Source organism: Ferroplasma sp., assembly GCF_031200575.1.
Taxonomy (GTDB): Archaea; Thermoplasmatota; Thermoplasmata; order Thermoplasmatales; family Thermoplasmataceae; genus Ferroplasma.
Genome location: NZ_CP133597.1, coordinates 920,603 through 945,435 on the forward strand (window position 1 = coordinate 920,603; position 24,833 = coordinate 945,435).

Annotated in this window: 31 protein-coding genes and 1 tRNA gene; 16 read left to right on the forward strand and 16 right to left on the reverse strand. The window is 37.8% G+C overall.

The features are described 5' to 3' along the window. Position 1: 1 nt before the first annotated feature. Together RE471_RS05130 and RE471_RS05135 are read right to left on the reverse strand one after the other, a co-directional pair. Positions 2-730 carry a hypothetical protein gene (locus RE471_RS05130; RefSeq protein WP_309215718.1) on the reverse strand — a complete coding sequence of 243 codons (729 nt, stop codon included), beginning with the start codon at positions 728-730 and terminating at the stop codon, positions 2-4. A 6-nt stretch (positions 731-736) separates the two neighbouring features. Continuing rightward, complete coding sequence (locus tag RE471_RS05135; protein ID WP_309215719.1) at positions 737-1,969, reverse strand: hydroxymethylglutaryl-CoA reductase, degradative; 1,233 nt, start codon at positions 1,967-1,969, stop codon at positions 737-739. 172 nt (positions 1,970-2,141) lie between these two features. Between RE471_RS05135 and RE471_RS05140 the strand changes: the two genes are divergently transcribed. Continuing rightward, positions 2,142-2,948 carry a hypothetical protein gene (locus RE471_RS05140; RefSeq protein ID WP_309215720.1) on the forward strand — a complete coding sequence of 269 codons (807 nt, stop codon included), beginning with the start codon at positions 2,142-2,144 and terminating at the stop codon, positions 2,946-2,948. On the opposite strand, the gene RE471_RS05145 is transcribed toward RE471_RS05140, so the two are convergent. Beyond that, positions 2,945-3,298 (reverse strand): nuclear transport factor 2 family protein, encoded by a 354-nt coding sequence (locus tag RE471_RS05145; protein WP_309215721.1) that lies wholly within the window; start codon positions 3,296-3,298, stop codon positions 2,945-2,947. The two genes, RE471_RS05140 and RE471_RS05145, sit on opposite strands and share 4 nt — an antisense overlap. Positions 3,299-3,480: 182 nt before the next feature. On the opposite strand from RE471_RS05145, the gene pyrB reads away from it, so the two are divergent. Together pyrB and pyrI are read left to right on the forward strand one after the other, a co-directional pair. Next, the gene (pyrB, locus tag RE471_RS05150; protein WP_309215722.1) at positions 3,481-4,398 is read left to right on the forward strand and encodes an aspartate carbamoyltransferase; all 918 of its coding nucleotides are present in this window, start codon (positions 3,481-3,483) and stop codon (positions 4,396-4,398) included. 2 nt (positions 4,399-4,400) lie between these two features. Next, positions 4,401-4,856 (forward strand): aspartate carbamoyltransferase regulatory subunit, encoded by a 456-nt coding sequence (pyrI, locus tag RE471_RS05155; RefSeq protein ID WP_309215723.1) that lies wholly within the window; start codon positions 4,401-4,403, stop codon positions 4,854-4,856. Positions 4,857-4,886: 30 nt separating this feature from the next. On the opposite strand, the gene RE471_RS05160 is transcribed toward pyrI, so the two are convergent. The 4 genes from RE471_RS05160 to RE471_RS05175 form a co-directional block, all read right to left on the reverse strand. Then, complete coding sequence (locus RE471_RS05160; RefSeq protein ID WP_309215724.1) at positions 4,887-5,516, reverse strand: diphthine--ammonia ligase; 630 nt, start codon at positions 5,514-5,516, stop codon at positions 4,887-4,889. A gap of 6 nt (positions 5,517-5,522) precedes the next feature. Further along, positions 5,523-6,185: a DUF120 domain-containing protein gene (locus tag RE471_RS05165; protein WP_309215726.1), complete on the reverse strand. Its 663-nt coding sequence runs from the start codon at positions 6,183-6,185 to the stop codon at positions 5,523-5,525. Between the two features lie 67 nt (positions 6,186-6,252). After that, a complete protein-coding gene (locus RE471_RS05170; protein WP_309215727.1) occupies positions 6,253-6,609 on the reverse strand; it encodes a hypothetical protein in 357 nt (118 codons plus the stop codon). Continuing rightward, positions 6,609-7,220: a translation initiation factor IF-2 subunit beta gene (locus RE471_RS05175; protein ID WP_309215728.1), complete on the reverse strand. Its 612-nt coding sequence runs from the start codon at positions 7,218-7,220 to the stop codon at positions 6,609-6,611. The genes RE471_RS05170 and RE471_RS05175 overlap by 1 nt, the downstream gene beginning before the upstream one ends. A 242-nt stretch (positions 7,221-7,462) precedes the next feature. On the opposite strand from RE471_RS05175, the gene RE471_RS05180 reads away from it, so the two are divergent. Together RE471_RS05180 and RE471_RS05185 are read left to right on the forward strand one after the other, a co-directional pair. Then, positions 7,463-7,840 carry a ribbon-helix-helix domain-containing protein gene (locus tag RE471_RS05180; RefSeq protein WP_309215729.1) on the forward strand — a complete coding sequence of 126 codons (378 nt, stop codon included), beginning with the start codon at positions 7,463-7,465 and terminating at the stop codon, positions 7,838-7,840. Continuing rightward, positions 7,827-8,318, forward strand: coding sequence for a hypothetical protein (locus RE471_RS05185; protein WP_309215730.1), 492 nt, complete (start codon positions 7,827-7,829; stop codon positions 8,316-8,318). Before RE471_RS05180 ends, RE471_RS05185 begins: the two co-directional genes overlap by 14 nt. Here the strand turns inward: RE471_RS05185 and RE471_RS05190 are convergent. Genes RE471_RS05190 through RE471_RS05200 form a run of 3 tightly spaced genes read right to left on the reverse strand, consistent with a single transcriptional unit; the run spans position 8,296 to position 10,888 of the window. Then, on the reverse strand, positions 8,296-9,195 hold the full coding sequence (locus tag RE471_RS05190; protein WP_309215731.1) for an ABC transporter ATP-binding protein: 900 nt from the start codon (positions 9,193-9,195) through the stop codon (positions 8,296-8,298). The two genes, RE471_RS05185 and RE471_RS05190, sit on opposite strands and share 23 nt — an antisense overlap. Continuing rightward, positions 9,195-10,016 carry an ABC transporter permease gene (locus RE471_RS05195; RefSeq protein WP_309213729.1) on the reverse strand — a complete coding sequence of 274 codons (822 nt, stop codon included), beginning with the start codon at positions 10,014-10,016 and terminating at the stop codon, positions 9,195-9,197. The genes RE471_RS05190 and RE471_RS05195 overlap by 1 nt, the downstream gene beginning before the upstream one ends. A gap of 8 nt (positions 10,017-10,024) precedes the next feature. Then, the gene (locus tag RE471_RS05200; protein ID WP_309213730.1) at positions 10,025-10,888 is read right to left on the reverse strand and encodes a hypothetical protein; all 864 of its coding nucleotides are present in this window, start codon (positions 10,886-10,888) and stop codon (positions 10,025-10,027) included. Positions 10,889-11,047: 159 nt separating this feature from the next. On the opposite strand from RE471_RS05200, the gene RE471_RS05205 reads away from it, so the two are divergent. From RE471_RS05205 to RE471_RS05235, 7 genes are all read left to right on the forward strand, one after another. Then, positions 11,048-11,122: transfer RNA gene (locus RE471_RS05205), tRNA-Glu, on the forward strand. 95 nt (positions 11,123-11,217) lie between these two features. Continuing rightward, positions 11,218-11,376 (forward strand): hypothetical protein, encoded by a 159-nt coding sequence (locus tag RE471_RS05210; RefSeq protein ID WP_298279969.1) that lies wholly within the window; start codon positions 11,218-11,220, stop codon positions 11,374-11,376. A gap of 180 nt (positions 11,377-11,556) precedes the next feature. Further along, on the forward strand, positions 11,557-12,939 hold the full coding sequence (locus RE471_RS05215; RefSeq protein WP_309213732.1) for an APC family permease: 1,383 nt from the start codon (positions 11,557-11,559) through the stop codon (positions 12,937-12,939). Positions 12,940-13,157: 218 nt separating this feature from the next. After that, positions 13,158-13,286, forward strand: a complete 129-nt coding sequence (locus RE471_RS05220; RefSeq protein ID WP_309213733.1) for a hypothetical protein — start codon at positions 13,158-13,160, stop codon at positions 13,284-13,286. Positions 13,287-13,367: 81 nt separating this feature from the next. Next, complete coding sequence (locus RE471_RS05225) at positions 13,368-13,574, forward strand: hypothetical protein (RefSeq protein WP_309213734.1); 207 nt, start codon at positions 13,368-13,370, stop codon at positions 13,572-13,574. A gap of 198 nt (positions 13,575-13,772) precedes the next feature. After that, positions 13,773-13,919, forward strand: a complete 147-nt coding sequence (locus RE471_RS05230; RefSeq protein WP_309213735.1) for a hypothetical protein — start codon at positions 13,773-13,775, stop codon at positions 13,917-13,919. Continuing rightward, on the forward strand, positions 13,916-14,158 hold the full coding sequence (locus tag RE471_RS05235; protein ID WP_309213737.1) for a hypothetical protein: 243 nt from the start codon (positions 13,916-13,918) through the stop codon (positions 14,156-14,158). The genes RE471_RS05230 and RE471_RS05235 overlap by 4 nt, the downstream gene beginning before the upstream one ends. A 223-nt stretch (positions 14,159-14,381) precedes the next feature. Here the strand turns inward: RE471_RS05235 and RE471_RS05240 are convergent, their stop codons facing one another. Beyond that, positions 14,382-14,942: a hypothetical protein gene (locus RE471_RS05240; RefSeq protein ID WP_309213738.1), complete on the reverse strand. Its 561-nt coding sequence runs from the start codon at positions 14,940-14,942 to the stop codon at positions 14,382-14,384. A gap of 134 nt (positions 14,943-15,076) precedes the next feature. Here RE471_RS05240 and RE471_RS05245 point away from each other — a divergent pair, with 134 nt between their 5' ends. From RE471_RS05245 to RE471_RS05255, 3 genes are read left to right on the forward strand one after another with little or no spacing between them, the layout of a single operon-like run. Beyond that, positions 15,077-16,114, forward strand: a complete 1,038-nt coding sequence (locus RE471_RS05245; RefSeq protein ID WP_309213739.1) for a hypothetical protein — start codon at positions 15,077-15,079, stop codon at positions 16,112-16,114. A 27-nt stretch (positions 16,115-16,141) separates the two neighbouring features. Next, entirely contained in the window at positions 16,142-17,533 is a 1,392-nt protein-coding gene (proS, locus tag RE471_RS05250; protein WP_309213740.1) for a proline--tRNA ligase, read from the forward strand. A 1-nt stretch (position 17,534) separates the two neighbouring features. Continuing rightward, a complete protein-coding gene (locus tag RE471_RS05255) occupies positions 17,535-18,176 on the forward strand; it encodes an HAD-IB family phosphatase (RefSeq protein WP_309213742.1) in 642 nt (213 codons plus the stop codon). Here the strand turns inward: RE471_RS05255 and asd are convergent. The 4 genes from asd to RE471_RS05275 all read right to left on the reverse strand — a co-directional run bounded on the left by asd (position 18,168) and on the right by RE471_RS05275 (position 22,967). After that, positions 18,168-19,190, reverse strand: coding sequence for an aspartate-semialdehyde dehydrogenase (gene asd / locus RE471_RS05260; RefSeq protein WP_309213743.1), 1,023 nt, complete (start codon positions 19,188-19,190; stop codon positions 18,168-18,170). The two genes, RE471_RS05255 and asd, sit on opposite strands and share 9 nt — an antisense overlap. Beyond that, a complete protein-coding gene (locus tag RE471_RS05265) occupies positions 19,178-20,224 on the reverse strand; it encodes a hypothetical protein (RefSeq protein ID WP_309213744.1) in 1,047 nt (348 codons plus the stop codon). The genes asd and RE471_RS05265 overlap by 13 nt, the downstream gene beginning before the upstream one ends. A gap of 141 nt (positions 20,225-20,365) precedes the next feature. Then, complete coding sequence (locus RE471_RS05270; protein ID WP_309213746.1) at positions 20,366-21,568, reverse strand: (Fe-S)-binding protein; 1,203 nt, start codon at positions 21,566-21,568, stop codon at positions 20,366-20,368. Next, entirely contained in the window at positions 21,555-22,967 is a 1,413-nt protein-coding gene (locus RE471_RS05275) for an FAD-binding oxidoreductase (protein ID WP_309213748.1), read from the reverse strand. Before RE471_RS05275 ends, RE471_RS05270 begins: the two co-directional genes overlap by 14 nt. Before the next feature lie 89 nt (positions 22,968-23,056). On the opposite strand from RE471_RS05275, the gene RE471_RS05280 reads away from it, so the two are divergent. After that, positions 23,057-24,412: an MFS transporter gene (locus tag RE471_RS05280; protein WP_309213749.1), complete on the forward strand. Its 1,356-nt coding sequence runs from the start codon at positions 23,057-23,059 to the stop codon at positions 24,410-24,412. Here RE471_RS05280 and RE471_RS05285 read toward each other — a convergent pair. Continuing rightward, on the reverse strand, positions 24,373-24,786 hold the full coding sequence (locus RE471_RS05285; protein WP_309213751.1) for a molybdenum cofactor biosynthesis protein MoaE: 414 nt from the start codon (positions 24,784-24,786) through the stop codon (positions 24,373-24,375). The genes RE471_RS05280 and RE471_RS05285 overlap by 40 nt on opposite strands. Between the last annotated feature and the right edge of the window lie 47 nt (positions 24,787-24,833).

Consider the following 24,833-nt stretch of genomic DNA (forward strand, 5'->3'; position numbering starts at 1 on the left):
TTCACTCACGTGATCTGGAGGCAATCTTCATGGCCTCATCAATATTTTCAAGCTCCATTGCAATGTCTGATACCGAATCATAGAGATACCCCATACTGGTTTTAAATTCCTTTTTATCCTTCTTTGTCTTTATGCCTGCCATTACGTCGTCTATTTTGTTCAGTGCTGTTTTGCCCAGTTCGAACGCAGCATTAATATCGCTATCCCTGAGTATGTTTATCTTTCCGTAAAGTGCTTCAAAATAGTTTTCCCAATCTTCAGATTTCTCTGATAATTCCATGACCCTGTCGTAAATTTCCATGGCCGCCGTTTGCTTGGATTTAAGTGATGATAACGCCTCTGCCTTGGCATTATTGGACAGGGAAAAAAGCTGCACATCCTTTATCTCATCAGCTACACCTATGGCCTGATCGAAGTATCCTATGGCGTCGTCGCGCTTTCCGCTATCAAGGTATATATAACCTATGTTAAGGAGGTCCATGATCTCGAGCTCCCGGTCACCCAGTTTTTTATGGAGATCAAGGGATTCCCTGGCATACTTAAGTGGATTTTCAGTGCTTTTATGATCCAATGAAAAGTAACACTGGGAAAGTTTATAGCAAATTTCTGCTTTTATATCATCCTCCTTTATGCTGTCGTAGGCCTTTGTGTATTCCCTTATGGCATCCATATACTTTTCCTTCTTTACAAAGTTATCTCCATTTTTTATATTTTCTTCATAATCTTCCATGTTTATTCATCCTCTTATTTTTTCAATGATTTCCTTTGCTGCTGTATAGCTTATATTCTTTCTTAATATCATTTCACCGGCAACCTTCTCAATCATGTCTCCGGTGGCACCTGCAGCTATTGCAATGTTTCTGGCATGCAGCTTCATATGCCCACTCTGTATACCCTCATCTGCAAGTGCCCTCAGGGCAGCAAAATTCTGTGCTAGCCCTACAGATGCAAGTACTGTTGCGAATTCTGTGGACCCCGAAATTTTCATAATCTTCATGGCAAGCATTGCCTTCCTTGATGTTTTTGTGGCCCCTCCAACAGTGCCCACAGCAACAGGGATTTTTATTGATCCTATTAGATTTCCATCAGCATCTTTCCGGTAATCTGTGAGCGGCCCATAACCGTTTATTGATGCATAGGCATGGGCATTTGCCTCCTGTGCCCTGAAATCATTCATAGTGGCAAGCAGTACAGCATCTATCCCGTTCATTATTCCCTTGTTATGTGTTGTGGCCCTGTATATATCATGTTTTGCAAATTCATTGGCCATTATGATTCTATCAACTGTTTCCTGGCCCAGTTTTTTTCCATCAAATTTTGCATAGGCATATGTTACTCTCTCTGTGGTAAGGTTGCTCATAATTCTTAAATTTGATTTTGCACCTGTCAGTTCTTCGATGTAACCTGAAACATATTCTAGCATTGTGTTAATTATGTTTGCCCCCATTGCGTCCGCAACATCAATCACCAGATTAACAATCAATTCATTATTTACATAATGGACCTCAATGGATTTTGCACCGGCGTTCATGCTGGAAAGTGTTCTGGATCTTGTATTTGCCATTTCCAGTATTTTTTCCTTATTCTGAAATATTTTAATTATAGCATAATCGGGATCGGGCACGTTGTAAAGTTCGATCTCTCCCCTCATTAAAGATGCTGTTGAATATGCTGTAAATCCCACGGGCCTTGCATATTTTGCACCATTCGAGCAGGCGGCAACAACTGATGGCTCCTCAAGGCTCATTGGGATCAAATAATCTCTGCCATTTATCCTAAAATTTGTTGCTATACCAACGGGATAATCCATGACTGTGTATACATTTTCTATCATATTTCCCGCTGCATCCATGGGCATTCTGTAATCCATAGTTTCCATATCCTCTTCTGTTAATCCTGAAAATTCTTTTATGAGTTTTCTCCGATCTTCGATACTCATATTATGAAAGCCGTGTATCAATGAATCCATACCGAGTAATCATTTATATATTATTAACTTTTATCAGCGAATCCTATTTTCAGCTATATAATTCCTTAAATCAAATATGCTGTGCCAAATGTGCTTAATGAATGTATCATGAAGTTACCTTCATACTGTTATTGAAATGAAAAGCATATAAAACATCATGGCATTATATAATATGCCCAGAAGCCCGTATAGCAGCTATAGAAAATATATTCGAAATTTCAAGGAAGATTCCATTCTTGATTATCTGGGAAGCAATACAATTATCAAGGAAAACAACGAAAGCCATGCCCTGGACTTAATAGAGCTGATGGGAAATGATATAAAAAATAATTTCAATTTCAGAATTGCAGGCAGTGCTATTTCAGCAATGAAACATGCATATACATCTGCGGTGAATGGCATGGCCAGTGCAGCATTTGAAAATACGCGATTTTTTCTGGAGCGTGTTGCACTGCTTAAGGAAATTCAGGAAATGGAAACTGAAAACAATCCATATGAAATGGCACTGGAACACATGGAATGGCACAGGCTTGTAGATAAAAAATTTATAATATATGGTCTCCAGCAGTTTACCGGAAGGGTATGGCATTATACAGGGAAAGATTACATCCCCCGGGGAATATCTATTTTTCTAAGCGGTGTTCCACTTTGCGGTATCCATTCTAAATCCCTTGTAAAATATTCAAGGACTGTAGAAGAAATAGAAAATGAAACAGGCATTATAATAAGGGAAAAATGCGCAAAATGTGGTAGGGATGCAGTAAGGTTTACCATTGCACTTCCCAAGGCAGGGGCTATACTTGGCATGCTCGCCCTATACACTGGACATGATGTTTCGGACCTTGGAAAGTTTTACGCTTCATATTCAAGGGTTCTCCATCCATATGGCTTTTATAACTACCCTGAAAATTATCTTGTCAATCTATGGAGCATGGACTTTATAAGGCTGGTTCTTGAGCTTCAAAAAATAATATTTTAAACGTTCTGTCCATCAAAGTATGTATGCCTTTTTATGGCCTTCTTCCCATCAAATGTATAAACATCTACAAATTTTGTGTAGGATTCTCTCCCATCCTTCAGTGTTCCCTTGAATTGCCCCTCAACAATTACATATGGTTTATGGACTATTATATTCGACAGTGTATGTTTTCCATTCTTTATAATCCTGTTATTCCTGTAAAAATCTTTGAAATCCTTCATTCCTTTTATAGGGCTATACCCTGGCCTTTCATAAACTATGTCTTCCGAAAATACGGAAAACAATGTTTCAAGATCATTGCCGTCCACGGCATCATAATATTTCCTTACAAGTTCTTCAAGTTCTTCCATTGTTACCACTTCGCCCACAAATTTTTGCTGACTATTTTGGAATATTTATACTTCATGGTGCTGAATTAGGATATACGCTTGATAGTTATAACTTTTTTCGATGCCATAAAGAACTTAAACAAAGTTTGCTTTATAAAAATCCCATAAAAAAGTTAAAGATACTGTTAATAATAATGTTTATAATGTTAAAAAACAGAAGTATTATTTCAATTGCAGACCTGTCTGATGAGGATATCAATGAAATATTCACAGAGGCAGATAAAATGCTTGAAAACCTCAATTCCGGGCAAAAAATGAATGATATGGAATCCCGAATACTGGCCACCCTTTTCTATGAGCCAAGTACGAGAACCCGGCTGTCATTTGAATCTGCAATGCAGCGGCTAGGGGGGTCAGTCATAAGTATGGCCGATTCTAAAACATCATCAACATCCAAGGGGGAAACACTGGCAGACACAGTTAGAATAGTTGAATCATACTCTGATATTATAGTTATAAGGCATCCACTTGAAGGCGCGGCCCTGCTTGCATCAAAATTTTCATCTAAACCTATAATAAATGCAGGGGATGGTTCAGGAGAGCATCCAACACAGACACTGATTGACCTGTATACAATACGCAAAGAATCTGGGTCTATAGATGGAAAGACCATCACAATTATAGGTGATCTTAAGTACGGAAGAACAGTGCATTCATTGCTTTCGGCGCTGGCCAGGTACAGGGTCAAGGTAAATCTTGTTTCTCCGGAGAGCCTTGCCCTCCCAAGGCATGTGTATAATGAAATCAAGGATAAGTTAAAGGTTAACGTTTCCACAGACCTTGAGCCATTCCTGAGCCAGACAGACATATTATATGTTACCAGAATACAGAAAGAAAGATTTACCGATAAAAATGAATACGCCAGACTTATCGGTTCCTATAAAATCACAGGAAGAGAGGCGGATATGTTGCCCTCAGGGGCAATTGTAATGCACCCCCTACCCAGAGTTGATGAAATATCACCTGAAGTTGATAACAGGGAATCAGCAAAATATTTCAGGCAGGCTTATTATGGTGTGCCGGTGAGAATGGCACTTATATCCATGATAGCAGGTGAATAAAGATGGACAAAACATTAAAAATATCCAAAATAAAGGATGGAACAGTTATAGATCACATAGATGCAGGAAAGGCCCTGAAAGTGCTTAACATCCTGGGCATAGACGAATCAAATTCCATAAGCATCGGGATAAGGGTGATGAGCGGAAAAATAGGATACAAGGACGTAATTAAAATTGAAAATAAATTCCTTGAAAAAATTGAACTGGACAAGATCGCATTGATAGCAAACAGGGCAACGATAAGCATTATCAAAAATTATGAAATAATAGAAAAATTCAGTCTCGATATGCCTGAAACATTCAAAGGCATAGTAAAATGTGATAACCAGAACTGCATTACAAACGCCGGTGAGCCTGTCAGATCTGAATTCAGTACAGTTGAATCCAATCCTCTAACGATTAAATGCATATACTGCAAGAAGGAAATGTCAGGGGATGAAATCCTGAGAAATATTTGAACTATCATTTAAAAGAATTTATAGTGTAAACTACGGTTTAAAGATCAGGTATCCCCCAGAATTTTTCCATGTTTTTTTACCTTTTGGCATGTTTATATTTTCTTTTCCAAGGCCGTAAACAAATGTTTCATATTCCCCACCTTCCCCAGCAATATTTATTCTATACCTGCTTTCAAGTTCCTTTAAATGAATAAAATACCTTTCATTTATGGTTTGACCTAGGTCCGCCTCAGTGAAGCCTTCAGCAGAGACAGAAACTATCATTGCCCGTATATTGCGGAGGATAAGCTGTTCTATTATAAAGTCCTGCTTTTTCCTCCAGAGGGGCGAATAAACAATAGTGTGTGTTTTATAACATAACTTTTCTATTCTGGTTTTCTGGTAATCTGACGCTATGGCCCCGGTTACTATTGCGTCTATTTTCCCCATGCACACTCGGGAGATGTATTCCATGTATTCTTCTTCTTTTATGTATTTTACAGGAAACCCTAGAAGTGATGCAGCATATTCAGAAACCCTGGAATTCGGGTAATGGAACATCATAGAGTATTCTTCTGGTACAATAGTAATGCCATATTCTATTTCATATCCCTGTTCCGCAGCCATCATGGCAGATAAAAAGGAATCCTTGCCTCCTGAAAATAAGGAAATCGCCTTCATTAAAACTCATTTATCCAGTGTTACTCTTATGGTTAGCCGGTCGTGGTCATTGAGATTTAGGTCCCTTCTCAGGAATTTTTCAGATATAATCTCTACTATATCGGTGTAACTGCTTCTTTCCGGGAATATGAGCCAGGCAGCAGTACCGTCAATCCTTCCCTGGAAGCATTTTACAGCACCGAATGTTCTTTCATTATCCTTAAAACCATCAATGTGAATGCCATCTGCACTCCTTATTCTACGCAATACGTTTTCATATTCCGGGTAAATTTTTATATTCAGGGTTCCAGGGTATGGCTTTATTCCCAGCCTTGCCCTGAACTGGTTCATATATCCCTCCTGGGATATGTAGTATTTCCCCTCCCTTAGGCCACTCTGTATTTCTCCTCTTAACTCGAAATCCTGCCTCATTTCCAGAATGGAATTGAGTTCATTTAATTCTGAATAAAGCAGATCTAGCGATGGCTCCAGAAGCGTTATTTTCTGTTTTCTATTCTGAAGTGTTCTCTCTATATACTTTCCATCTGTTAATTCAATGATAAATCTTGAAGCGGTCTGCTGGCTTACATTAAGCTCTTCTGCAAGCTGTCCGGATGATAAATACACGGTATTTCCTGAACCGGATAGTTTTTTTAACACCTTTACAGTGTTATACAGGTTATAATCCATATATGGATATGTTTATATTATATTTATATTGTTTTTAACATTTAAGGATGAAAGCCATAAAAATAATTCAATAAAATTGAATTCTGTGTTCACCTGTAAGGGTCAGGCATCTTATACCCCTTTTTTTCAATTTTTTCAAAAATTGCCTGTCATTGGTAAGCACTGCAGCACTCATATGTACTGCGGCCATCATAATGCAGAAATCACCCTCCCCGCTGGAATGAACATATTCAAACCTCCTGCTGTATTCCATGGCAGCTTTTGCGTACCATTTCGTTGTTCCCAGGCCTTTCAACTCTACCACCACGCATTCCGGAACGGCAGGAGACAGGGGTTCTGGAAACGCTTTTAGCTGGTATTCAAGGTCTATTCTATTCCTTATTGCGTAGATCAGCGAGTTTGTATCCAGAAGCACTTTCTGCATTATTTTACAACTTCCCCTATGGCTATGTTTTTTCTAATTTTTTTAACAAGAACCTTTACATGTTCTCCCTTTTTAGTTCCGGGAACATATATTGTAAAGTCGCCGTAGAATGCGTGCCCTTCACCAGAACGTCCTATCTCATTTATGGTAACGTTATACATCTTGCCCTCCGAAATCTGCTCCTCATTCTCCTTAATTTCCCTGGATGCCCTGATTGGATGTTCAGCTCCACACGCCTTACAAACCAGAAGATATGTACGTCCAACTTTTTCAATCGTTGTGTCAGGCGAGGAACATTCGTAACACAGTACATATGTTGCCATATATGCATTCAACTTATCTTTTATATCCTCCTCCCTAAGTTTTCTGTTTATCACAAGCCTTCTCCCGCTGATGCTGGCTCCAATCCCAAATTCCTTGGTCAGATATTTTACAAGGTCTTCAGGGTTCCTGTTCAGCATTTCAGCTATATCAAGAAAATTTCTGATAATAGTTGCTTTTCCCTCGAATATAATTTCTGGTTCAGGAACCTTTAGCCTTTCCTCTGTATGTGTTTTGGACGATAGTACCCCTGATGCATCATTTAGCAATTTATTATAATCGAATTCCATGATATATAATTGTAAAGAGGTTAATTAACATTGTTTTATTATATATTTTTAAAATTAAATGTACAATATATAAATAATTATAGTAGAAAAATTCGCTATAAATTTATATATTATAATAAACCTTTGATTTAGGCTTTGTTGATGTTATATTTTTATTATTTAAATTAAATTTATATGTACAAATTAAATAAAATGTCCTTACATTAGATAAATTTAAATATAACTATTTGTTAACTTTATTAATGAATGAAAAGAATGAAAAATTGACAATAAGAATCTCAAACGATGAACTGGAGGAAATAGATTCTTTTCTTTCATACAATAACAGCTATACCAGCAGGTCTGAATTCATCAGAATGGCAGTTCTTGAATATATTTCAATTAAACGTGTAGGAATTATAACAAAAAATAATAGTATACATCCAGACCCACTAATAGAAAAGGCAGTGAGTAAAATGGTATCCGCTGGATTTTATAAAAGTATAGATGCAGCATACGAGGAGATAATAAGGGAGGCATGGAGAAGAAATATTGTTTCTGGCATGCTGAAGAACGCAGATGAGGAATATAGCAAAATAGAAAATATACTGGAGGGAGAAAAGAAATATGATAAATTATGAAGAGTTAGAAACATTGCTGGAAAATACTGATTTCAGTTATTTCAGTATAGTATCGGACAGCCATGAGGCGTACAGTAATTTGAAAGGGGATCTTAAGAGAATTTCAAGTTGTTTCGCGGTTCAGAAACTTGTAAATAAAGTTTCACTGGAGGAATATACTGGAAAAAAGTATCAAAAGGTTGAGCAGGATGATGATATACTCATAGAGAGGGAAATAGAAAATTCAAGGTATAAGTTTATAAGAATGGGGGCATTTAAAAATCTTGAAGAAATAATATCAACAGCAATTTCTGTGCCTGCCATGTACGTATTTATTGACTCGGGAAATACATTTGAACAGCTATCATACGATCTTTCGAAGAAGGATATACCTAATTTACTTGTAAAATACAGGCATGGGAAATTCAAGGTGGATGATAAAATATTCCCATCAATAGAAAACCTCGGCGATTATATTATGAAAGGTTATTATCTGTAATTTTCCCATTTATAACAGAAACATATATATCTTCAAGGTTGTCATACTTTTCCACATAATCTATTATCAATCCCTGTTCCATTAATTCGGCTATAATATCTGCATTGTTTACTTTGCCATTTTTTTCAATTATGAATACATTGCCATTTCTTGTATAATCTCGAATTTTATCTCCTAATATGTTTATATTATTTTCAGCAGTGATCTTTATCAGGTCTCTTTCCGGTGCCATTGCGGAATCATATTCTATTTTTCCCCTGTTTATTATAATGGTTCTGTCACAAAGTTCCCTTGCCTCGTAAATAAGGTGTGTGCTCAGTAGCACCAGATGGTCTTTAGCCAGTGATTTAATTATATTCCTTATATCCACCATTCCCTTAGGGTCCAGTCCAAAGGTTGGCTCGTCCAGTATTATAATTTCGGGGTTTCCCAGCATTGCAACAGACAGGGCCAATCTCTGTTTCATTCCTCTGGAGTAACTTCCTGTTTTTCTGTACAGGAAACTGTTAATTTCAGTTAGGTCCTCCAGCCGTTTGACCTCTGATGCAAATTCCTCTTTGTTCAATCCCTTGATTTTAGCTGTGAATTCAAGTATCTCGTATCCAGTTAAATAACTGTAAAATTCAGGCTGTTCAATTAATGCTCCAACATTTTCCAGTGCCTTTTCCGGATACACTGATACATCAACGCTATTTAGCTCCACCTTTCCCTTTGAAGGTTTGATAATATTTGTTACAAGCTTAAGCATTGTCGTTTTTCCGGCTCCATTAGGGCCAAGCAGCCCTGTGCAGCCATGCCCCTCTATCTTTAAATTGATTGAATTCAGTGCACGTATTTTCCCATAGTTTTTTGTAAGCCCATCCATATATATTTCCATTATGACACCTCTTTCCTGTCAAATAAGAGCATACCTATTACCAGTGCAACAACAGTATATATAATCATTATCATTCCGGATAACACTATGTCTGAGAAAGGTGCTGGATTAATATCAACATGTGACACGAAAGCATTTCCAGGATTTATGTTTATATATACTCTTTCTATTATGCTGCCAGCCTCATTTAGGAAGTAAACTGGGGTGTATTTATACAGAAGCTCTATTATAAAGGCACCCGCCTCAAATACTATATAATAAATGACAAATACAGTGATATACGCATAGGTATTTTTATTGAATATGGCACTTATGAGGAATGTCACTGCCATTATGCTGAGTATAAACAGTATTAGCATCAAAAAAGAGCTAAGAAAATATGTAACAGGTATAGTACCGAGCAGGTAAGTTAAGGTTGCAAGTTCAAATACAATGTATATGCCAATTATGAAAAGTGTTACAGTAAAAGCAGCAAAATACTTTCCAAAGAAGAGTTTATATCTGTTTATTGGAAGTGGGAATATATAATAGGCTGTTTTATTTTCTATTTCACTGGAAATTGCCGGTGAACCGAAAAATACTGAAGCAAATACAGGCACATAAAGCAACACAAGTGTCCATAGATAGTAAAACACTTCTACCTTTATAGAGCTGGGAAAAACCGACCCTCCAAGGAATTTTGGAAGATCATTAACATATTTTACTGAAAAATACGACATCATGAAGCCTATTATTAGAATCAGAAACAGCATAAGAAAAAAACTTCTCGATCTGTAGTAATTCTTTATGTACTGGAAATAAATTGTAGATGTTTTAGACATATATTTACCTATAGTGTTGTTGTATTTAAGACTTTAAGCAGCGCAGAAATATTGCCAGTGCCCCTATAAAGTTCAATATGAATCATATTATTTGTAGTGGTTACTGTATATTTTCCTCCAGTTAAGTTTGTAAATTCATTACTGGAAAGTGCTATTTTAATAAACGATTCGTCAAGAACCAGATCGTTGTGGCTTGCCGGTATTAAATTGATGTATGTTCTGTTTGCTGTGGAATTAAGCGTTATATAACTAATAGTGGGTACAGTATTGTTAAATTTATAATACAGTGAAACATTTGCAGTCTGGTTGAAATAACCCCTGTAACCCATAGCATCTTTTGAAGTAAGATGTGATGAAATAGAGGCATTAATTGCATTCTCTTCTCCGAGAACTATGTAATTACCAGAAGTATCATAAGCAAATATATTGATGCTAGTGTTTAAAAGGTTCCCACTCACATTTCCATTCAGAACATGTCCAAGCAATCCAGTTAAATTGACGTTTTCCATTTCGTAAACAGTTACATGGTCATATGTTGATGTCTTAACATTAGATCCGGAAAATATGTGTCCACTGTTCCCTGACAAATCGGCTTTCTGGGAGGATGAAGAAGTTATATTTGAATCGATCAACGCCGCAGATGATATATTTGCAACAATTCCCAGGCTGTTGCCATCCAGGAAAATATAATATTCAGTTCCATTAGAATTTACAGTAGATATCATAGTTGAATTGCCAGGTATATATTCAAATGGTTGAACAGATGTGGGGACATTTGATTTGCCATAATATTCATATGCAAAATACGCTGCCGGTGCAATTATTGCAGCAGCAATTATAATCACAACAATTTTGGTTGTCAGGGGTTTCATAATTATATATATAAATCAGGCTAAAAAGACTTTTCTAAATTATAAATATTAATATATCAAATTATATACTCCATGTTCCCTGAAGTGTATAATAACTCCCTGTTACAGGGAAGGCTTTTCGCTTAAGAGTTAAATAGAAAAAAGTGATACTGGTCATAAGCTCCGGTGGTGTAGCCAGGCCAAGCATTAGGGACTCTCAATCCCCCGACTCGGGTCCAAATCCCGGCCGGAGCATGAAATTATGCAGTTGTTAAGTATTGATGGTCAGCTAGGTTGATGGTTTTAATTAATTTAAAAAACCTTATATCGTATTAAGTATTAATAATATCATGATAAGCTCTAACAAATATAATAAGATAAGTGTGTATATCAGGAAAGATGAAAAAGCTGTGATAGAGGAGAAAGCCCTTATGGAAGGTGTGTCGGTTTCTAGATATCTTGTGCTGGCTGCTTTACATAATAACCTGAATTTTGAAAAATCGAAATAAAGAAAATTGTAGATTTTTAACTTCAATAAATTTTGATATATTTCCATAATATTTTCAATAAGCTTTAACAAAAAATTCAATTTACACGTAAATTACATTTATATTGTCAAATTAAATATATATGGTATTGTAACCCATAAAGTTTATATATTCCCGATATCTCTATCCTTAAGAGTAAAAATGGAAAATGTCAAAAATCTTAAGGATATAGATATAGAAAGTAAGAGTAAGCTAACCAGAAGTGTAGGATTCGCCGATATATTTTTTATGTCATTCGGAGGGCAGGCACCTTTTCTTTCAATGTTAACATATGCTACTGCAGCATTGATACTTACACTGTTCTTTTCTCCGGTGGTCCTTATTATAGGGACATTAGTAGTTTTGATAAATGGAGCCGGAGTTTATTATCTGTCAAGAAAACATGATGAGGAGGGAGGATACTTTAACTATGCATATAAATCATTATCACACAGATTCGGTTTTGAAACAGGTTGGTTATACCTATTCTATTCATTACTGTACGCTGGAGGTTATATTACCGGCTCGATATTTGTTCTTACATACGTTGTTTCACCTTATATAGTGATTCCACCACTTGTTGCATTCTTAATTGTATTTATTCCCACAGCAACATTCCTTTTACTGGGTTTAAAGCCTTCATCCAAATATGCTGTGTTTTCTGCAAGCCTGGAATTAATTGTTCTGGTGGTAATTATAGGGGCAGGTTTTTATGGTGCTCATTTCTTGGTATACAATCCATTTACCAGTATTCCTTCCCCGGCTATAATATTCCTCGGGATATTATTCGCTATCGGGATACCTACGGGATACGGTGCAATTACCCCTGTGTCCGGTGAGGTTAAAAATGCTAAAAGAAATGTGGGAAAAGCGGCAATTCTTGTAATAATAATAGGTGGGTCGCTTGAGGCACTGGTACTCTATTCATTGGTTGACTTCGGAATTGCAACCCATTCATTTTCTGCGTTAGTATCATCCAACGTACCCGTTATTACGATAATGGATAGGATAGCAGGGCCCATTGCATTGCCCTTACTTTTATTCGCAGCAATAAATGATGGAATTCTCGGATCGCTGGCATTCTTAACAGCATTCTCACGAAATCTGTATGCCATGTCAGAAAGGGGAGTAATCAGCAAGGCTTTAGGGAAATTGCACAGCAAAAGAGGGACTCCTGTCATAGCCGGATTAATAACATTAATCGCAGCAGCAATAATACTTGTTCCAACGCTGGTATTTGTTAATGCATTTATAATATTCTTGGCACTGGGTTCCATTGCTGGATTAGGCAACTTGATGGTACATCTAACTGCAAACTTCTCACTATTCAAGGAAAACCTTGTTAAGGCACAGAGAAGAATAAGGGAATTCGGTGTAGGCCTCCTGGGAATAATAGTATCCGGATTTGTTTTCATTTACTCGCTTTTGACATCAGATACATATATGATAGAACTTGTCATGGGCTTTATAATTTTAGGCTTTATAATACTTGAAATACTGGATGCACATCAGTATGTTAAAACACATACAGAGGTTAACCAGTAATATTTTTAATTTTTGATGGAATGAATCAAATGAATAAACAATATAATTATTTAGGAGTTGTTCAAATATAGATATGAAGATAAAATCATGAAAAATAATAGTGATACCATTACAGATAAATGAAAAAATTTGGAAAAGAAATTATCATTCCCCGAACTATTTTTTATATAGTTTAGGGGTCAGGCGCATTTATTTCATTGCTAACATTCGGGGCCGTAATGATTGCCATGGTAGGAACTGCCGGAGCATTCGCCATGATGATCGCTACAACTGTAGTATTCTTCAATGGGATAGAGATATATTTCCTTTCAAGAAGATACCATAGAAGTGGGGGATATTATATATAAGCTCTTTACGGACTGTCAGGTGGACTCGGCTTAGAAACAGGATGGTCCTATCTATTATATGCCCTTGCGTATGGAGGCACATTGCTGGCTGGTTGTGCCTATGTTTTATCATATGTCCTGGGTATGGGTATCAGCCAGATTCTTACAGTATTTATCGTGACTCTACTGGCTTCTACAATGGTAATAGACGGCATAAAGGTCTCAGCAAAATATGCCATGGTAACGTCAACAATAGAGATAGCAATAATGGTTGCACTATCTATAATATTTCTACACATTTCAGGCTGACATTTCTATAACCGCCTAATATATTCGCCATACCTTCTTGTTGCAGTCATATTCGGCCCGGGAATTCCAACAGGCTATGGATCAATAGCCCCACTTGGCGGGGGTGCAAAGGCTAGCAAGGCAATAGGTCGGACTGTGATTACAGTGGTTATATTTGGGGTCCTCCTTGCAACATTATTCTTTTAGTCACTGGATTCAATGGATTTTACCGGAAATTTGATACTTTACCTCATAACACATTTCGGAATACCGGGAATAATAATAGTCCCTATCATAGCATTGAACGAGGGATTCTCGGAGGCATTGCGTATATACTGGCCAATTCAAGAACTTTCGGTACAATGAGCGAAGATGGAAGATTTCCTAAAATATTTTCTAAAAAATATAATAGTAAGCCGGTGTTATATGAGCTGCTCATGGATGCGATATTTGTTATTGTTCTGGGCTGGATGACACACTTCAGGGGATTATATGCAACATTTCTCTCCCTTGGCGCATTGACAGGCCTGACGAACCTTATCATACATTATTCTATAGATTTTCCCCGATTAAAATTGCGACCAGGAGAGCAAAAAGGAGCATAAAAGAGCTTACCGCTGGTATTGTTGCTGTTGTAATATCGATATTTATATTAATAGATTCCCTGCCCGGTATACCTATGACTATACAGTATCTTTTCTTTGCCTGGATAATCATAAGGTTTCCCTATCCGGAAACCTTTGCATCGTCAGGGAAACATCTAAAGGTATCCCGCCAGCTTAATTTTTCCTTTTGATTATTTATTTTTTAAAACATATGCAGTATATATCAGTGCAGTTTGGAATCCACAAGCTTCATCAATCTAATAGCCTTTTCTGGAGCAATTTTTGAGACGGCTCCCTGTGTTGAAATTGCACAGTTATTATCCCTCATTTCCTGAAATGAAATTATATTATTAGTAAGATTATAAATATCCCTTAGCATATAATTCATGCCTTTACGCTTTTTATCAGCAATACTTTCATTTTTAATATTATCTGTATTTCCGAAGAACCATATTTCTGAAAAGTATATCTTTATGGGCCTGTATCCCTCAGGCGTGAAAGCACCATCCGGAGGCTCCCTGTCAATAATTCTCTTATCAGAAAGTATTCCGGCACCGATTATGCCTGTTTTAATTCCCGGATCTGCAGGCAAATATTCCTGCTTCATAGAATGAAATACGAAAACGTCTCCAATTTTGAAAGAACTATATGCCTTCTCAGTTTTGTCATATCGCCTGAATCCCCACGACCTCAAATTGTACGTTTTTAGCCAGTCACAGGGTGGGCCAGTAATTTTTCTGATATCTCTTTTAACTGCATATTCAAAGAATTCTTTGCCATTCATATTTCATTTATTAGATCACTGCACATATATCTTTTTAAATTTTAACCCTCAATCGGGAAGCCACATGGTTTAGCTGTAGGATGTCACCATTAGATAAACGAGTAATATTATTAATGCTTATTATATACCGGAGCATGGCATATAAAGGACTGGACTCTGGATGGTTTCCCGTTGTTCTCGGCACACTTTCCATCTCGCTTGCCTTCTTTATTATATATCTGGTATTCCATAACCAGCTAATTTTTGATGTTGGCAAGTTGATTTATTTCATAGTCCTGGCATTTTTTGCCTTTGTATTTGCATCATGGGTATACCGCTATATAAAAAATAAAAAGTTGATAATTGAGGACTATAATGATATGACAAAACTCAGTTTTCTTGCCTTTCTCGGGGTTCTATATTATGCCATTGCCTTTTTCTATACCGCTTATATTGGGATAAGCTCGTTTGTGGCATATTTATTTCTTTATCTGTTTGTATTCTTCTACTTATTCGTAATAGTTGTAAATATTGTGCTCAATTACAATTTGTATACCAATAAATACAGCTTTGATAAGGTTACATATGCTATACTTGTACCATCTATTGTCCTCAGTGCAAACATTATTTTAACCTCTGTACTGCTTACACCCCCGATTGCAGGATACTACACTGCAAACATATTGAAAACAGTATATGTAATGACCATGGTTGCCTTTGGAATATCCTTATTCCAGTTTTTATTCGTTGGAATATCTGCATACATATCCCATATAAGTAACAGGCCAAATTACCTCCAGGCATCACCGGCTGCAATGATCCCTGTGGGTGCATCAAGCATGCTCATCATAAATATAATGTTCATGCCCCAGTTCAATTATATAGGAATTTTTCAGGTTCCTGCCGATCTTACCGTGGATTTTTCTATGATGCTCTGGGGTTTTGACCTATTCCTGTTTTTAGTATCTGCTGCAATAGCCATTACCCATATAAAATATCGGCAGTCCATGACTGTCTGGGCTTATGTATTCCCTGTAGGTGTTTCTACTTTTTCTGATTACATGCTCTGGGATTACACAAAACTTCAGTTATTTACCTATTCTATTATAATTTTCACTGGGGGCTTAATAATACTGTATATTTATGCATGGATAAACACTTATTATCTCCATAAGGCAATCTCTAAAAAATAATATATAATGGTTAAAGATAAATGCAGAATGGAAAACAAAAAAACCGATTTCAGTGAATGGTACAATGAGATTATAGATATTGCAAAACTCAGTGACAAGCGTTATTTGATAAAGGGAATGAATGTATGGTTACCATATGGATTAAAAATCATGCATTCTATTGACAGTTTGCTAAGGGATTATTCCGAAGAAAGTGGCATAGAGGAGGTAAGTTTTCCTGTTCTTATATCCAGAGAGCAGCTGGAAGTGGAATTCGAGCATGTTAAAGGATTTGAAAATGAAATATACTGGGTTACAAAGGGTGGAACCAATCCTCTGGACATAGACCTTGCACTGAGGCCGACAAGCGAGGCCGCCATGTACACCATGTTCCCACTCTGGATAAGGTCACATACGGATTTGCCCTTCAGGATTTATCAGATTGTTAGCGTTTACAGATACGAAACCAAACATACCCGGTCCTTCATACGTGTGCGGGAAATCCACTTTTATGAGGCACATACTGCGCATAAAGATTTTGAGGATGCAGAAAGGCAGATGGAGGATTACATAAAAATAATGGACCGGCTTGCCGATGATCTCTGCATAAACTTTTCAATGGATATAAGGCCGGACTGGGATAAGTTTCCAGGAGCAATGTACTCTGTTGCCTTCGATACGCCCATGCCCGGATCAAGGTCACTTCAGATAGGGACAATACATGAATATGGACAGAATTTCGCAAAAAATTATGGAATAAAATACCTTGATGAGGAGGGCAACATGAACCTTGTTTCCCAGACCACGTTCGGTTTAAGTGAGAGGCTGCTTGCTGCAGTAATAGGAATTCATGGTGATGATAAGGGCCTGGTGCTGCCATACAGGCTTGCTCCAGTCCAGGTTGTCATAGTTCCCATACCTGGCGACGATTATGAAAACATAATAAATTATTCAGAGACAGTGATGAAACAATTAAAATCCATGGGAATAAGATGCCAGATAGATGAACGTGAGTATACGCCTGGATACAAGTACAACGACTGGGAAATGAAGGGCGTTCCGCTGAGAATAGAAATTGGCAAAAGGGAATTTGAGGATAATACACTTACATTATCCATGAGGACCAGAAGGAAAAAAATAAAAATTTCCCTGGATGAATTAAATAACATATACAGTTACCTTCAGGGAGTTAATGAGGATATAAAGAAACATGCATTTGAATTCTATAATGAGAACAGGGTCTTTATAGACAGCATTGATAATATAAAGGAGGACAGAATGGTAACAGCGTACTGGTGCGGCAGAAAGGAATGCTCGGATAGAATAGAGGCATTGTCTGAGAAGACTGCACTGGGGACTGTGCGTGGCATGAATAAATCCGGGCCATGCATAGTTTGTGGCAAACCAGGGAAATTATCTGCCTTTTCAAGGACATACTGACATGATAAAACTTGTATTTTTTGATATGGATGGCGTGCTTACTGTTGAAAAAAGCAGCTGGTTCTATGTCAATAACAAACTGGGAATAAATAACCGTGAAAATTATATGAAATACATGAAAGGAGAACTGCCATATTCTGATTTCTTCCGGTGTGATTTAAAAGCATGGATGGTAAAATATCCGGGCATTAAGGGCAACTACATTAAAAGTATGCTCAATGAAATCAAGCTGGTAAAGGGGCTTGGGAAAACAATGAAATACCTGAAAGACAAAAATATAATTTCTGTGATTGTATCAGGCGGGATATCATGGCTTTCAGATCGTATTGCCAGTGATTATGGAATAAATGAAGCATACGCAAATAAAATATACTGTGATGACAATGGTTGTATAATCCCGGATGGAAATATTCAGGTAGATCCCTCAAACAAGGATTATATTATGGAAAAGATCATGGCGAAATACGGAATCGGTCCTGAGGAATGTATTGCCGTAGGAGATTCTGAATCAGATTATTCAATGTACAGGGCAGTCCCCAATTTCATAGCATTTAACTCAGACAGTGATTTATTACTGAAAATATCCAGCGCAAGAATGGAAAATGATTTGAGCGGACTTATAAAATTTCTGGAATCATATTAGTTTCATCTGTTTCATGGTTTCCATTGTAAGCACTGTTATCCCGGCTGCACCCCTGACAAGATTATTTCCCAATACTACCATTCTGAGGATTCCATCCCTGTAAGATATCCTCCCGATGTGGATCTCCATGCCATTGTATGTATCCAGTGCATTCTGTGGCCTGTCCTCCTCCTCATGTACTACAAGTGGATGGGGTGGTGCACTGTAAAGCCCGCTGAACCTTTTAAGTGGTGAGAAGTTCCCCATGTTCTGTTTCAGCTTTTCCAGATCCGGATCAGCATCAGTTTCCACGTTTATAACACCCATGTGCCCAACCTTCACAGGAACACGTACGGATGTCACATTTATCCTCATTTTTCTGTTCTTAATTTTACCATTCTCAACAGAACCGTACATTTTTGATATCTCTGCAGGTATCTTCTCCTCCTCTCCATGGATATACGGCACTATATTATCGTCTATGGACATATAGGGAAGACCAGAATAACCAGCGCCGCTGATCGCCTGCATTGATACGATAGAAATTCTACTGTAGTCTATTCCCAGTATTTCAGCAAGCGGCATGGCCATAATGGCAGATGTGCAGTTTGGATTTTTTACATATTTAGTTTTTTTATCTTCAAGAATCTCAAGATGATTAAAGTTCAATTCCGGGTTTATCAATGGCACATCCTCAGACATCCTGAATGGGGATGCGTTGGAGATAACATTTATTCCATTTTTAATAAGTTTTACCTCTATGCCCTCAGCGGCCTCAGGGGGAAGTGCTGAAAGGACGTAATCCACATCCCTATGATCCTCAGGGGATGTTGAGACCATTGGCATGTTTCTATACCGGTCCGGAATGGGTCCCTGCTCTATCCAGTTTACTGTTTTGCCGAACTCCTTGCCCGTCCTTGATCCAGAGGCACTGATTTTAACAAGATCTATATATGGATGATTTGCTAAAATCCTGATCATTTTCTGGCCTACCATGCCGGTGGCGCCCAGTAATGATACCCTTATTTTATCCATGAAGCTGCCTCCTGGAAGCATTTTTTGTTGTTTATAAGGTCTTCATCCAGAAGAAGTGATAGTGAAAGCGCATCCATATGATACAGATGTTCATGCCCTATACTTGAAAGTATATTTTTGCTTAAATCAGGATCCGATATTCCATGCCCTATGAAAACGAGCAGGTTTCTTTCAGGTGTGGTGCCATAGGATGCAAGGGCAACGCATTTAACTGACTTTACTGGTTTTCTGGTAATCCTGGTTTTGCCACTCTCATACAGTGATTCAACTGTTATATCTATATTCTTTCCTATTACTGGCGTAAATGTCTTATAATTAAAATTCTTAACACCGAAATGAGACATTTTGAGTACCTCACTGAGGGAAACCTCAGGGAGTGTTCTGGAATCCGAAAATATTGTGGGATCTGATGTCATTATTCCAGGGACGTCAGTTATTATCCTTACGCTGCAACTCAGCACAGATGCAAATATTATTGCAGTGTAATCACTTCCACCACGACCAACAGTTGTTATCTTTCCATTTTCGTCCATTCCATAAAATCCTGGAACTATGGTAATATCCCCAAATACCGTATTCCTTATCCTTTCAGCAGTTCTATCCTCTATAAAAGTTGCATTCCCGAAAACACTATCGGTGACAATTAATGGGTCTATTATATACGATATTTTAAAGCCATTATCCCGCAAAAAGCTGTATATCAGCACGGTTGACATTCTTTCTCCATAGGATATTACAAGGTCCCGCAACTGCAAATTTTTATCCATCAAAACAAGCCTTTTCAGCTCGTCTCTGAATTTTCCCAGGATGCCTTTTATTTCATCAGGCAGGTCAGTCATTGTGATATGCATGTTGTAAATATTTTCAATAATGCCTGTGTTTTTTGTTTCATAGGCTTCTATCAACATATTCGTTACATTCTTAAGGGCGGATGTAACAATAATGCAATTATGGCAGTCCATCAATTTTTGTTTTATAAGGATTAAATCTTCCTTATTTTTCAATATTGATCCACCTATCTTTACAACTTGCATTTTACCACTTTCATTTTGTATAACACTTCACTATAAAGGTTTTATGAAACCATTATATAACTAAATGAGGGTGAGTAATTTATTATACATGCATGTTATAAAATATCACGTTAAATTATATATTTGTTTTAGATAATAATATTAATCTATAACCATTTCTTTCACAAACTCTGAAAAGTCCTTTACTTTGCTGTCATATGCCAGGTTGTTATAGCAGAGGGGGCATATTGTAACCAAGTTATCGGATTTTTCCTTCAACTCCCTGTATCTCTGCACGGATACGCCCCCTGCAGTATCAGGGAATAGTAGTTCATCCGGGCCTCCACAGCACATATTGAGTTTTCCATTCCGTTCCGGCATTCTTACATCAGTAATGGAAGTCAATATGTCCACTGCCCTGAATCCGTTATTATGCAACACCATATGGCATGGCTCCTGAACTGTAATTCCATCGTCGAATTTTCTATAATTAAGGTTTAGAAGGTCAGTATAATATATAACATCAATATCAAATCCAGGAACATACTCAGGGTATACATTCAAAAGCAGGTCATGTGTATGAGGATCCACTGTTATTATCCTCTTAACACCCCTTTTCCTTAAAAAATTATAAAATTTCCTAGCATATTCCCTGAAATCATCCGTGTAGCCAAGATCGTATAGAAACATTCCGGGATATGGCTCATTTTCTCCAAGGTACCCAAATTCAACCCCTGATTTTTTAAGCATATCAACTATATTCCTCAAATCCGCATCCATCTTCATCTTCAGTTTTTTATCATAAAAATGCCTTGACAGTTTTATTAATGAAATGTGATTTTTCATTGCGGATGCAACATCTTTCACAACCCTTTCATCAATATGCTTCCTTATCCTGTTGATTGACCGCGTATATGGCATCATCTGATACATATGCCCTGTAATGATAACTGTACTGCTCTTTTGGAATCTTATGCCATCTGCCCATTCAGCAGCCTCCCTTTTTAGGCCCAGTGGACTTTCATATTTCATGATACTTTCCCTTATAAGGGCCGCGACAGGATTTTTTTGTCCCCTCTCACCGGTTACAATGAATTCCCTCATAAGTTCACTTACAACACCGGCATTCACGCCTGCCGGGCATACATTTACACAGGCGTAGCAGTCAAGGCATGAATAAAATGAATCTCCCAGTTCCAGGTCATTGTCTGGATTTTTAAGTGCAAAATCGGCAAGTATAACCCGCCCACGTGCCCCGAACACAGAATTATACTGGTTGGCACCAAGTGTAGGGCAAACACTTTCACAGAATCCACAGCTTATGCACTTATCAGTTATATTCTCTATTTCTTTAATTAGGTTCATAAAAAATCTTGCCTCTATTTAATATTTCATTCGGATCAAATACTTTTTTTATAGATTTCATAATTTCTAATGTATAAAGGGAATCTCTATCCTTGTATTCCTCATAAAGAAGCCTGTTTTTTTCTGTGCCGATCCCGTGTTCTGCTGAAACCGAACCCCTATGCCTTATGGCTGCCCTGGCAATGTCCATCTGAAGTTTTTCCATTTTCTTTCTGCCTTCATCGGTGTTATCCATGAATATGTTTGCATGTATATTGCCATCGCCAATGTGCCCGAATAATGTAGCCCTCATCCCATCATTATTTATGGACTCTGCAATTTCCTTCATAGTACTGGCCAGTTCGGTTGATGGCACTATTACGTCTCCAATTACCACCAGCTGATTATTATTTTCTCTAAGGTCAAGAAGTGCGGAATATGCACCCTTCCTGGCTGCGTAAATTTTATCCATATGGTTCTGGTCTGTTATAACTGTAACATCATCCGTAAATTCATTCAGTATCTTTTTTACATCTTCTATCTTTCTTGCAAGTCCTTCTTCCGGGCTGTCCACGTCAATCATCAAAAGAAACTGTGTATATTCTGGTATGTCTATTTCCATGTTTTTTCTTATGGAATTAATTGTTCCCAGGTCCATGAATTCAGCTATCAGTGGGGTTATTCCCTTACTTTTTATTGAATCCATGGATTTTCCCACGCTTTCAATATCTTTATAAAAAGCTATGAGCTTTGCAGTTGCCTCAGGCAATGGCTCTATTTTCAGTATAGCCCTTGTTATCACGCCAAGTGTTCCCTCACTGCCTATCATGAGTGCCGTAATGTCATACCCTGCACTTCTCTTGAGTGTGTATTCGCCTGTTCTGATTATATGCCCGTCCGGGACCACAACATCCATGCCCAGGACCCATTCCTTGGTGGCACCGTACCTAACTGCCCGTAATCCCCCTGCGTTTGTGGATAACGATCCCCCTATTGTTGATGCCCGTGAGCTTGCCGGATCAGGTGGATAGAAAAAATTGTACTTCCTGAGTTCCTGATTCAGTATGTCTATCCTTACCCCTGGCTCACATACAGCATATCTGGAAGATGTGTTGATTTCAAGTATTCTATTTAAATTCATTGTGCTAATAATAATGCCATTGAAATCTGTTACAGATGAACCTGTGAGGGATGTTCCTCCACTGCGTACTGTTACGTTAATTTTGTAGTTATTGCACACACCGAGGATTGTTGAAATATCCCCGGGATTATCGGGAAGGCATACTGCAAGAGGAAGTTTACCGGTTATGTACGAGGCATCCTTCATAAAAGGAATAAGCTCCTCTTTTGTGGTAAGTATTTTATTATTTCCCAGCTTTGAAATTAGCTCCGCTATGGCATCTGTTTCTGGCTTCTGCATGCTAAATGTAAAACATCCCTATTATTAAGGATTTTCATAATCATGATCCTGTTTAGAAATGTTTATAACAGCCATAGTTTTACTGATTTATGGAAACCAATACCGTTGCTGATTATGTTTACAGGCATAACAACGTTAAGGGAATGTATATGGTTTTAATTGCATCGGCCAGCGTATTCCTGGACGTATGGGATTTAACCGCATTCGGATTTGTGCTTACCTTCTTCAAGGCCACCTTCCTGCCTGCAGGGATAATACTTGGGGTTTCTGTGGCAGCGGCCAACATTGGAGCCATCGCAGGTGCTATTCTAGGCGGATATCTTACAGATAAGTTCGGAAGAAAGAGGCTTTTGATTTATAATATGGCTGTCTTCGTTGTTTTCTCATTCCTTATCGCGGTTTCAACAAACATATACCAGTTCATAGCCTTCAGGCTGATAATGGGATTCTCCATAGGGAGCGATGTTGCGACTGGATTTTCCTATATATATGAGTATATAAGCAGGGGACAGAGAAACCATTATTACTCCCTCTGGGCATACAGCTTTTCAGTTGTGGCGCTTATAGCAGTTGGATCCGTATTTTTCCTGACGAGGGAAATCAATAACGATTCTGTATGGAGGTATATATTTGTTATTGGCGGTGTATTTGCAGCCATCATACTGCTGCTCAGAACAAAAATTACTGAAACACCTGTCTGGCTGTATGGCAATGGAAAATACAGGGAAACAAAGGATGTGGTTAAGAAAGTGTACGGTGAGGACCTGGATTTAGGAACCAAGGCTGAGAAAGATCATATAACAGTGAAAAATCTGATTAACCTTTTCCATAAAGGATTGAACAGAGACCTCATATTCACATTTTCACTTAATGGCATTGTGGGATTCATAGGATGGGGATTCGCCTTTTATATTACCTATATGCTTACGGCTCTAAAATTCCTGGCCTTCTACCAGGTACTGGAAGCAGACGCAATTATCTACGCTTTTGGATTGATGGGTGCACTTTTATCCCCATATATGGCAAGGCATTTTGGAATATATAGATCTGCCGTGATTCCTGCCATAATCGCTTCCCTAGCTATATTCGCGCTCTTTCTCACGTTTGATCACATTCTTCCGGTATATTTTGTTGTCCCTCTTTCTATTGTAATAATATTTATGAATTACTCCGGGCCCATGGCATATAATGCGGTGCTGAATGAGTTTATACCAACATCCTTAAGGGGCGTAGGCAATGGATGGAATTACATGTTCAACAAAATTACAGAGGCAGTTAGTGGGCTGACCGCAGGGGCCATCCTTATAATAGTTGGGTTGAGGTTCAATACAATTATCCTCTTCCTTATAGTGGGGTCATTTACTGCAATTGCGCTGGTTGCAGGAAGGAGTGGATATTTCAGAAATCATAAAGTTTCTGATTTCCATACCTCTCCAGATGAATAAATCTCCTTTTTCCATATTGGTGGAATTATTTTTATTTTATCTATAATGTAATTGCAGGCAAGAAAAGCATCTTTCCTGTGTACAGATGATACGGCTATTCCGATTGAATCCTCCTTAAGGTTAACCCGGCCTGTGCGCTGCACAACAGAAACATCTATGATTGAATATTTATTCCTTGCCTCCTCAATAATTTCTCCTATTTTTTTCAATGCCATTTCATTGTATGCTTCATAAAAAAGTGCCACAATATCGCTGGATGTTTCGTCCTCAGACCTTACAGTTCCAAAAAAGGAGACAACAGCGCCTGCACTATTATTTCTAACGCTATCTATAATCTCCATGGGATTAATTTTTTCAGCCTGTATCCTTATCATTGGAATAACAATACACAATTGATATAAATATTTTTAACATTTTTATG

Coding starts and splice junctions, on each gene's coding strand:
- RE471_RS05130 (WP_309215718.1), bottom strand. CDS start 730: ATGGAAGATTATGAAGAAAATATAAAAAATGGAGATAACTTTGTAAAG.
- RE471_RS05135 (WP_309215719.1), bottom strand. CDS start 1,969: ATGGATTCATTGATACACGGCTTTCATAATATGAGTATCGAAGATCGG.
- RE471_RS05140 (WP_309215720.1), top strand. CDS start 2,142: ATGCCCAGAAGCCCGTATAGCAGCTATAGAAAATATATTCGAAATTTC.
- RE471_RS05145 (WP_309215721.1), bottom strand. CDS start 3,298: ATGGAAGAACTTGAAGAACTTGTAAGGAAATATTATGATGCCGTGGAC.
- pyrB (WP_309215722.1), top strand. CDS start 3,481: ATGTTAAAAAACAGAAGTATTATTTCAATTGCAGACCTGTCTGATGAG.
- pyrI (WP_309215723.1), top strand. CDS start 4,401: ATGGACAAAACATTAAAAATATCCAAAATAAAGGATGGAACAGTTATA.
- RE471_RS05160 (WP_309215724.1), bottom strand. CDS start 5,516: ATGAAGGCGATTTCCTTATTTTCAGGAGGCAAGGATTCCTTTTTATCT.
- RE471_RS05165 (WP_309215726.1), bottom strand. CDS start 6,185: ATGGATTATAACCTGTATAACACTGTAAAGGTGTTAAAAAAACTATCC.
- RE471_RS05170 (WP_309215727.1), bottom strand. CDS start 6,609: ATGCAGAAAGTGCTTCTGGATACAAACTCGCTGATCTACGCAATAAGG.
- RE471_RS05175 (WP_309215728.1), bottom strand. CDS start 7,220: ATGGAATTCGATTATAATAAATTGCTAAATGATGCATCAGGGGTACTA.
- RE471_RS05180 (WP_309215729.1), top strand. CDS start 7,463: ATGAATGAAAAGAATGAAAAATTGACAATAAGAATCTCAAACGATGAA.
- RE471_RS05185 (WP_309215730.1), top strand. CDS start 7,827: ATGATAAATTATGAAGAGTTAGAAACATTGCTGGAAAATACTGATTTC.
- RE471_RS05190 (WP_309215731.1), bottom strand. CDS start 9,195: ATGGAAATATATATGGATGGGCTTACAAAAAACTATGGGAAAATACGT.
- RE471_RS05195 (WP_309213729.1), bottom strand. CDS start 10,016: ATGTCTAAAACATCTACAATTTATTTCCAGTACATAAAGAATTACTAC.
- RE471_RS05200 (WP_309213730.1), bottom strand. CDS start 10,888: ATGAAACCCCTGACAACCAAAATTGTTGTGATTATAATTGCTGCTGCA.
- RE471_RS05210 (WP_298279969.1), top strand. CDS start 11,218: ATGATAAGCTCTAACAAATATAATAAGATAAGTGTGTATATCAGGAAA.
- RE471_RS05215 (WP_309213732.1), top strand. CDS start 11,557: ATGGAAAATGTCAAAAATCTTAAGGATATAGATATAGAAAGTAAGAGT.
- RE471_RS05220 (WP_309213733.1), top strand. CDS start 13,158: ATGATTGCCATGGTAGGAACTGCCGGAGCATTCGCCATGATGATCGCT.
- RE471_RS05230 (WP_309213735.1), top strand. CDS start 13,773: ATGGATTTTACCGGAAATTTGATACTTTACCTCATAACACATTTCGGA.
- RE471_RS05235 (WP_309213737.1), top strand. CDS start 13,916: ATGAGCGAAGATGGAAGATTTCCTAAAATATTTTCTAAAAAATATAAT.
- RE471_RS05240 (WP_309213738.1), bottom strand. CDS start 14,942: ATGAATGGCAAAGAATTCTTTGAATATGCAGTTAAAAGAGATATCAGA.
- RE471_RS05245 (WP_309213739.1), top strand. CDS start 15,077: ATGGCATATAAAGGACTGGACTCTGGATGGTTTCCCGTTGTTCTCGGC.
- proS (WP_309213740.1), top strand. CDS start 16,142: ATGGAAAACAAAAAAACCGATTTCAGTGAATGGTACAATGAGATTATA.
- RE471_RS05255 (WP_309213742.1), top strand. CDS start 17,535: ATGATAAAACTTGTATTTTTTGATATGGATGGCGTGCTTACTGTTGAA.
- asd (WP_309213743.1), bottom strand. CDS start 19,190: ATGGATAAAATAAGGGTATCATTACTGGGCGCCACCGGCATGGTAGGC.
- RE471_RS05265 (WP_309213744.1), bottom strand. CDS start 20,224: ATGCAAGTTGTAAAGATAGGTGGATCAATATTGAAAAATAAGGAAGAT.
- RE471_RS05270 (WP_309213746.1), bottom strand. CDS start 21,568: ATGAACCTAATTAAAGAAATAGAGAATATAACTGATAAGTGCATAAGC.
- RE471_RS05275 (WP_309213748.1), bottom strand. CDS start 22,967: ATGCAGAAGCCAGAAACAGATGCCATAGCGGAGCTAATTTCAAAGCTG.
- RE471_RS05280 (WP_309213749.1), top strand. CDS start 23,057: ATGGAAACCAATACCGTTGCTGATTATGTTTACAGGCATAACAACGTT.
- RE471_RS05285 (WP_309213751.1), bottom strand. CDS start 24,786: ATGATAAGGATACAGGCTGAAAAAATTAATCCCATGGAGATTATAGAT.